The sequence below is a fragment of the Actinoallomurus acaciae genome (genome assembly GCF_042429965.1).
Classification (GTDB): domain Bacteria; phylum Actinomycetota; class Actinomycetes; order Streptosporangiales; family Streptosporangiaceae; genus Actinoallomurus; species Actinoallomurus acaciae.
This window is the reverse complement of the sequence record NZ_JBHLZP010000889.1, coordinates 1-2051: the sequence shown is the minus strand read 5'-3', so window position 1 is coordinate 2051 and position 2051 is coordinate 1. Positions and strand designations below refer to the sequence as shown.

Below are 2051 nucleotides of genomic sequence, written 5' to 3'. Positions count from 1 at the left end.
CGACGGCCCACGGGGCGGCGGTGCTGCGGGTCGAGTTGACCGGCGGCGCCGCCGGTACGTCCGACGAGGCGTACCGGCTGACCCGCACCGCCGGCGGCCTGGTGCTGCGGTCGGCGCACCCGGCCGGTGCCGCGACCGGGCTGTACGCGGTGGCCGACCGGATCCGTTCCGGCGACGCCGTACTGCCGGCCGGCCGGGACGGCAAAGTGAACACGCCCCGGTTCGGACTGCGGCTGCTGGACACCGGGTCGGTCGGACTGCCCGACGACCCGGCCGGCTTCGCCGCCGGCGACGACTACTCGCTCAACACCGACGTGGTCGGGCCGGCCGTCCTCGCCGGACCGCCCTATGTGGACACGGCGGCCGTCGCCCGGATCGCGGCCCAGTTCCGGCAGTTGGTCGACCGCGGGCTCGCCGAGGGCTACAACGGGGTGGTGGTGCCCGGCTTCCTGGAGTACGTCACCTTCGCCGGCATCGGCGACGGACACCAGGTGTACCCGGCCGGCGACGGCCACATCGCCCGCGCGAAGGCGATGGTCGCCGCGTTCGGCCCGGTCTGGCGGTACGCGCACGACGCGGGGATGAAGGTCTACTTCGCGACCGACATGCTGGCGCTGTCACCGCCGCTGCAGCGGTACCTCCAGCGGAGGTTCGGGGGTCTGCCGACCGGCGACGCCCGGTTCTGGACGGTGTACCAGGCCGGGCTGCGCGAGCTGTTCACCGCGCTGCCGTACGCCGACGGGCTGGTGATCAGGGTCGGTGAGGGCGGCGCCGCCTACCGGTTCCCCGGCTGGGACTACACCTCGCGGATCGCGGTGAAGACCCCGGCCTCGGTGCGCGCCATGCTGCGCGCGCTGCTCGCGGTCGCCGGTGAAGGCGGCCGGGACGTCGTCTTCCGCACCTGGACCATCGGCGTCGGCTCCATCGGCGACCTGCACACCAACCCCCGGCGGTACGAGCAGGTGCTCGGCGACATCGACGACCCGCACCTGATCGTGTCCACCAAGTACTGCCTCGGCGACTACTACAGCCACCTCCCCTTCAACGGCACGCTGAAGATCGGCAGGCAGCGGCGGATCGTGGAGCTCCAGGCACGGCGGGAGTTCGAGGGCTTCGGGGCGCTGCCCAACGACCTGACCACGCTGCACCGGGAGGCGCTGCGCACGCTGCTGGCCGCCAACCCGCATATCGAGGGCATCTGGACCTGGTCCCAGATGGGCGGGCCGCTGCGCGCCGGGCCGCGCACCCTCTACCTGCGCGCGGGCTTCTGGCAGATGTTCGACCTCAACGTCTACACCGCGGCGCGGCTGGCCGCCGACCCGGACGCCGACCCGGCGCGGCTGTCCGCGGACTGGATCCGCCAGACGTTCAGCACCGATCCGTCCACGGTGCGGGCGATAGGCGGGGTGCTGGCGCTGTCCCGCCAGGCGATCACCAAGGGCCTGTACATCGGACCGTACGCGCAGCGCACGGTGAAGGCGCTCGGGCTGGAACCCCCGCCGATGATGTGGATCTTCGAGTGGGACATCGTCACCGGCGACAGCGCGGTGCTCGACAGCATCTACGCGGTGAGCCGCGACCACCTGGACGAGGCGATCCGCGAGGGCGATGAGGCGACCGCCACGGCGCGGCGGATGCGCGACCTGCTGGCCACGACCGACCCCGCCGCGTGGCGCGACCCGGCGCAGCGCCGGTCCTTCGCTGCCGCACTGGACTATGAGGTCGACCTGTTCGGCACGCTGGCGGCGTACCGGACCATGTTCCTGCGGCACGCGCAGTGGCTGGACACCGGGTCGGCGGACGCCCGTACGCAGTGGCTGGCCGCCCGGTCCCGGTACACCGCGGCGCGCGACGAGCACCTGCGGCGGTACACCGGAAACGTCGACCTGCCGCCGTACTCGTTCCCGGCCGCCGACATCGGCCTGGCCCATGCCGAGCGGGACCTGGCGATGGCCCGGCTCGCCCGGGGGCTGCTGGTCGTCCTCGTCGCCGCGCTGGCCCTGGGCACCTCGGCGGGGCAGCGGCTGCTGCGGGCATCGGCCCGTGGCCGG

General features: G+C 73.5%; 1 protein-coding gene. It reads left to right on the top strand.

All coding sequences use genetic code 11. From position 1 onward, the window contains the following. Window positions 1–2051: hypothetical protein (locus tag ACFFNX_RS48530; protein ID WP_378213218.1), on the top strand; the 2051-nt coding region annotated here is incomplete at both ends.